This is a genomic window from Chryseobacterium contaminans (genome assembly GCF_001684955.1).
In the GTDB taxonomy this organism is placed as follows: domain Bacteria; phylum Bacteroidota; class Bacteroidia; order Flavobacteriales; family Weeksellaceae; genus Chryseobacterium; species Chryseobacterium contaminans.
Genome location: NZ_MAYF01000127.1, coordinates 1 through 5448, shown reverse-complemented (window position 1 = coordinate 5448; position 5448 = coordinate 1). Strand labels below are relative to the sequence as shown.

The window sequence follows — 5448 nt, the reverse complement described above, 5'->3', positions numbered from 1 at the left end:
GGCAAAAGTTAGATCGTTGCATTTCCTTCTACACCATCAGAATTATCGGTCTTGTTACCCGTGATAGCTGATATTGCAAAACTGAACAGACTCACTAATTTCCCTGCTTTTGTATCCCAATAATAAGTTTCCTGGGGTTCTACACGAATAATGGTTACATTAGGATCATCTTTGCCATCAAACCATGCTTTGGCTAAAGGGGACCATTTTTCTTCTATCGTTTCTTTATCCTTATAAACGGAAGCTTTTCCATATACGGAAAGGTATTGGGAGTCTTTATTGTTCATGAAGAACAACTGTACTCTCCGGTCTTCTTTAATTTCAAAATTCTTGTTGCTGGTTCCACTGCTGATAAACCAGAGATTACCGCTATCATCCGTTTCCTGCAATGTCATAGGGCGGGAATTTACAGGTACTGTTTCCAGTTCAGTACAGAACATACATATTCTTGCATTTTCCGACAGTTCTTTGATTTTTTTGATCGCTTCTAAATGGCTAAGATTTTGTGTTGACATATTAATATATTTTAGTGATTGATTGAACAGTAAAAATTCTACAGAAAATAGAATCATTTATATTAAAATATTCAAATACCTGACCAACTAGGAGAAAAATGTGGTATCTGAGCTTAAGTTTTGATGAGATTGTTGGAAAAATCCGCAGTATCTGAGGGAAAATTTAAGCTGTTACTACATATGATAACCACAAAGTCACAAAAGATTTTAAACACTTAAGATTTTTTAAAGTGACAAACTTTGCGTATAGAAGTACACATAAGTTTAGCAATATTCCTGATTTTCTTAACCATAGCATCTGTGGAAATCCGTGGAATTTGTGGGAAAAATAAACATATTTATAACCTGAAACAGATATCTGAATGCAAGACGACCGGAACTTTATAAAGATATTATCGGAAAAGAGTATTCCTCCAGGCAAAAAGTAGTGTGACTAAATGACAAAGAAAATTAAACTATTATTATTCTGATAATTTAATACAATTTAAATAATTTTTATAATACAATTATTCGTCGGAAATTTGCATTGTCAACATCAACAAAATTACAGTGCAATGAATTATCAAAAAGAAATACAAATCAATGCTGCATCAGAAAGTATAAAAAGTAAAGGTCTTCCTGCAGCTTTATGGGCACTCACAATAAGTGCTTTCGGAATCGGAACTACAGAGTTTGTGATTGTAGGACTTCTTCCTACCGTCGCCGGAGATCTTGGGATTACTATTCCGTCAGCAGGTTTACTGGTAAGCCTTTATGCCATAGGAGTGGCTATCGGAGCTCCTATTTTAACGGCACTAACAGGAAAAGTTCCCCGTAAAATGCTTCTGGTTTCCATTATGTTATTATTTGTCATCGGAAACGGATTAGCATCTATTGCTCCGGGATTTATCACACTGGTTCTGGCCAGAATATTAACCGGATTTGCTCATGGAGTTTATTTTTCCATTGGATCTACGATTGCGGCATCATTGGTTCCGGAGGAGAAAAGAGCAACAGCAATTTCCATCATGTTTGCCGGGCTTACTTTGGCTATTGTAACAGGAGTTCCATTGGGAACTTTTATAGGACAGCATTTTGGATGGAGAGCCACTTTCATCGGGGTTTCTATTCTTGGAATTATAGGATTGATCGCAAGTTTATTATTGGTTCCCAACAATTTAAAGAACGGAAAAACAGCCTCCATCAAAAGTCAGTTCAAAGTATTAGGCAATAAACGTTTGATTTTTGCTTTTTTAATGACTGCTACGGGATATGGGGGAACATTTGTAGTATTTACTTATTTATCACCCATTTTACAGAAAATAACTGGATTCCAGGAATCTACCGTTACTTTTATCCTGTTAATATATGGTATTGCGATTGCTCTGGGAAACCTGATTGGCGGGAAAGTAGCCAATAAAAATCCTTTGAAAGCTCTTTTATGGATGTTTGCCGCTCAGGGATTAACATTATTAGCTTTCTATTTTACAGTAAGCAGCCCGGTTTTGAGTATTATTACGTTGTTCTTCTTAGGAGCGCTTTCTTTTGCAACAGTACCTGGACTTCAACTTTTAGTAGTACAGATTGCTGAAAAGGAACTTCCCGGAACTGAAGATGTAGCCTCAGGAATTAATATTGCAGCTTTTAATATTGGAATTGCCATTGGATCTTATGCCGGCGGGCTTATTGTAACTTCTTCATTAGGATTGGGAAGTACTCCCTGGATTGGTGCGTTATTCTTAGTGGTTACTGTATTGATAACCATTATCAGTATTCGTTTAAGCAAAAAAGCAAACTAATATTCAACCTTGCCGAATATCGCAATTGAAGGGGTAAACATTCCCCTCCTTTGGAGGGGTGGCAAAAATTCAAAGAATTTTTGACGGGGTGGTCAATAGCACACATTACATTATATTTCCACACATAATATGTTAGATTGAAGTAAGTATATGAGGTGAGTTTATGAAAAGGGCAGATCAATGATCTACCTTTTCTATTTTAATTTGACACAAAGTTTTTATTATTATGTTGCTTTATTTTAAGGGAGCAAAGAAGAGATCAACCAGTTGATTTTGATTAAGCGAGTGATATGATGGTGTTTAATTTTTTCAACTATAAAATTCTTTGATAATACTCAGGTTATCTTGTTAAATAATAAAACCTTAACACCATTTTGTAATTAATTTTATTTAATTATATTTGGAAATAAGAACAAAGTGTTCTAAAAACTAATATTTTAATCAATAACTATGAAAAATCTAAAGAAAATTACAAGAGATGGTATGAAGTCAATCAAAGGAGCAGGTCCAACTTATTGCAGAGTTGGCTATATTTATAGATGTGAATCTATTTATGAATGCAATCCGGATCTAGACATTTGGGATTGTGTTTGCGGATGTGTTCCTGTTACAAAACCTGTATAATTGACATCTTTTACGGGATATCAATTTATAAGATATACAAGTAAGCCTTCTCTTTGAGAGGGCTTACTTGTTTTCGTTACATACTTTATTTTAAAGGAAACAAAGAAAAAAACCAACAAGTTGATTTTGACTAAGCGAATGATAAAACCTTACTATCTTGGCCTGTCTGGTTTTGTCGGATCAATGGTATCGTCTGGATTATCACCCGGAGTAGGTGGTGTGAGTTTAGAAGCAGAAGATCCTATTGTAGCAGAATCTTTTTTCATCCCTTGTCTGCTTAAAGCATCAGTTTTCATAGCAGCCTCTTTTGGAGTAATATTTTCATCACTTTCAGAAGAGCAAGAGTTAAGTGAAAATACAATAGCAGCACTTGCCGCTAAAAAAAGTAATTTTTTCATAGTTATTGTTTATATTAAGTGGTAAAAATACTAATTATTAGGCGATATTTTACTATATATATTTCCCGTTTTTATGAATTGCTGGTTCTTTGGATAAAAAAAATACGTGTGCTATAAAAAAATCTATACAGCTATTTGTTTTCTCAATGGAAATCATTATATTAGAGATAAGAAGCTCTAATGCTGTAAGATAACATTATGAAGAAGAATATTTTTGATCACATTTCGATAGCTATCGATCAAAATCCGAGTATGGGAATTTCTTATCAAGAAATTAATGAAAAATTTGCAATTTCCAATGCTGGTTTTATAGAATTGGTGAAAAGTGAATCTTGGCGTTATAAACTAAGGCCAACAATCACCAAAGATTGCATATTTTTTAGAAAAATTAAGTAGTTTACAGCCTTCTGTTTGAGAGGGCTTTTTGTTATATTTGTGAGAAACAGATAACAAAATGGAATCAATTATTGAATTAGAGAATTTAGATGCAGCCCAGAAATTTTTTAAAGACCAATCAATAGAACATTTTAAGGGGCTTACAAAAATACTCGCACTTGATATTGAAAGTTTGTCTTCTATAGACATTACATTATTAAAGGTTAGACTTAAAGAGGCTGAAAATTTAATATATGATATAAACTTTATACAAAAACACACTTTAATAGTAAGGAAAGATGAAACATTTAGAGTTAGTAGTACTAATACTTACTTTAATGGAATAGAACTTAACATAAAATATCAGCTGAGGGAGTCAATTGAGTTTATTAAAAATAGAATAATACAAATTGAGGGACAAACAATGACACTTAGGGATGAAAGTGAAAATGTTTATACACAGGAGGCTAATTGGGAGATGGAATTAAGAGTAAAAATGCAAGAACATATAATTAAAACACAAAACTTTAACAACAAGTACGAGGTTATTTTGAAATTTCTTAGTCGTGAAACAACAGCTTCCATTGTTGGTCTATTTTTGTTGTTAACATTAGGTATTTGTTTATCTGTAACAATGTTTTTAAATAAAGAGCCGTTAAAAATTATTGAAAGTGCATTCTTATTAATTCTCGGATATTTCTTCGGACATTCTAAAGAAAGTAAATAATAAAGTCTCAATTAAGAGGCTTTATTATATAATAGTAAATTCATTTTTTGGAGCAAAATATTCTCAACCCTCGGCAGTTACAATTCCTCACGTTATCCAAGGAAAGAATTAACGTAATGGAACCTACAACTCCTGAAATATGCTTTAACCTAGTCATATTGCTTTATTTCAAAGTCAACTCTTTTCCTTCAAGTGCGAAGAAAAGATTTTGTAGTTGAGGTTTATATATTAAAACCTCACACCTCATAAATCCCTTCACCAGTAAACACAAAAAACTTACTTTTTCCCGGCAAATTTTTAGTATCCAAACCAGTAAACTCACTAAAAGCAGGAAGCAACAGCTGGTTTTCACTCAGTGCAAAACAAGGAAGCCTGATGCTTTTCACAGCAGAATTTAAAACAATTCCCGGGTGAATATGTCCTGTGATCTGAAAACCGGATCTTTCATTATCAAACTCATGAATCAAAGTAAAAGCTCCCAGTTCCAATTGAGATTCTTTAAAATCAAGGCAGAGCTTTTTCTCCAAAGGCTCTGAAATACGGTCGTGGTTTCCCTCAATAAGATAGAATTTCAAATCCGGATATCGATTTCGCCATTGGCAGAATTCATCTACATCAGAATTGTCTCCGGCATGAAGCAGATCGCCCACCACAACAAGTTTTTCCGGCTGAAAATATTCAATCAGTGCAGATAGTCTTTCCAAATCACTTTTCATGATATGATTTGCCAGTGCAATACCGTTTTTACGGAAATGGGCAGTCTTTCCGATGTGAAGATCAGAAAGAAGTAAGGCCTTCTCTTTTTCCCAGAATAAAGCACGCTGATTGGTTAAGGTAAGAGCTTCATTTTGGATGATAATTTCTTTGGTAGCAATAAACATGGACAAATTAGTTCAAAGTTTTGGGTTTAAAGTTTAAGGTTCTCTTCTGCTTACATGAAAATTTTCATCAAAGATATAGGTAATCGGGATACCGGTTGCAATTTCTCTTTCCAGGATTTCTTCAGGAGATAAGTGTTCCAGATACATGAT

Annotated in this window: 7 protein-coding genes; 4 read left to right on the top strand and 3 right to left on the bottom strand. The window is 33.8% G+C overall.

Annotated features, from left to right (window positions below; all coding sequences use genetic code 11):
• Positions 1 to 8: 8 nt before the first annotated feature.
• Complete coding sequence (locus BBH99_RS09240) at positions 9 to 515, bottom strand: pyridoxamine 5'-phosphate oxidase family protein (protein ID WP_066694870.1); 507 nt, start codon at positions 513 to 515, stop codon at positions 9 to 11.
• A gap of 554 nt (positions 516 to 1069) precedes the next feature.
• Here BBH99_RS09240 and BBH99_RS09235 point away from each other — a divergent pair.
• Positions 1070 to 2293, top strand: coding sequence for an MFS transporter (locus BBH99_RS09235; protein ID WP_066694869.1), 1224 nt, complete (start codon positions 1070 to 1072; stop codon positions 2291 to 2293).
• A gap of 450 nt (positions 2294 to 2743) precedes the next feature.
• Positions 2744 to 2917 (top strand): bacteriocin-like protein, encoded by a 174-nt coding sequence (locus tag BBH99_RS23150; protein WP_419716435.1) that lies wholly within the window; start codon positions 2744 to 2746, stop codon positions 2915 to 2917.
• 152 nt (positions 2918 to 3069) lie between these two features.
• Here the strand turns inward: BBH99_RS23150 and BBH99_RS09230 are convergent, their stop codons facing one another.
• Positions 3070 to 3315, bottom strand: coding sequence for a hypothetical protein (locus BBH99_RS09230; RefSeq protein WP_066694867.1), 246 nt, complete (start codon positions 3313 to 3315; stop codon positions 3070 to 3072).
• 198 nt (positions 3316 to 3513) lie between these two features.
• On the opposite strand from BBH99_RS09230, the gene BBH99_RS09225 reads away from it, so the two are divergent.
• Both BBH99_RS09225 and BBH99_RS09220 read left to right on the top strand, forming a co-directional pair.
• Positions 3514 to 3711 (top strand): hypothetical protein, encoded by a 198-nt coding sequence (locus tag BBH99_RS09225; RefSeq protein WP_066694865.1) that lies wholly within the window; start codon positions 3514 to 3516, stop codon positions 3709 to 3711.
• A 58-nt stretch (positions 3712 to 3769) separates the two neighbouring features.
• Positions 3770 to 4417 carry a hypothetical protein gene (locus BBH99_RS09220; protein WP_066694863.1) on the top strand — a complete coding sequence of 216 codons (648 nt, stop codon included), beginning with the start codon at positions 3770 to 3772 and terminating at the stop codon, positions 4415 to 4417.
• A gap of 236 nt (positions 4418 to 4653) precedes the next feature.
• Here BBH99_RS09220 and pdeM read toward each other — a convergent pair whose 3' ends face one another.
• The gene (gene pdeM, locus BBH99_RS09215; protein ID WP_066694861.1) at positions 4654 to 5298 is read right to left on the bottom strand and encodes a ligase-associated DNA damage response endonuclease PdeM; all 645 of its coding nucleotides are present in this window, start codon (positions 5296 to 5298) and stop codon (positions 4654 to 4656) included.
• Positions 5299 to 5448 lie beyond the last annotated feature (150 nt).

Coding starts and splice junctions, on each gene's coding strand:
- BBH99_RS09240 (WP_066694870.1), bottom strand. CDS start 515: ATGTCAACACAAAATCTTAGCCATTTAGAAGCGATCAAAAAAATCAAA.
- BBH99_RS09235 (WP_066694869.1), top strand. CDS start 1,070: ATGAATTATCAAAAAGAAATACAAATCAATGCTGCATCAGAAAGTATA.
- BBH99_RS23150 (WP_419716435.1), top strand. CDS start 2,744: ATGAAAAATCTAAAGAAAATTACAAGAGATGGTATGAAGTCAATCAAA.
- BBH99_RS09230 (WP_066694867.1), bottom strand. CDS start 3,315: ATGAAAAAATTACTTTTTTTAGCGGCAAGTGCTGCTATTGTATTTTCA.
- BBH99_RS09225 (WP_066694865.1), top strand. CDS start 3,514: ATGAAGAAGAATATTTTTGATCACATTTCGATAGCTATCGATCAAAAT.
- BBH99_RS09220 (WP_066694863.1), top strand. CDS start 3,770: ATGGAATCAATTATTGAATTAGAGAATTTAGATGCAGCCCAGAAATTT.
- pdeM (WP_066694861.1), bottom strand. CDS start 5,298: ATGTTTATTGCTACCAAAGAAATTATCATCCAAAATGAAGCTCTTACC.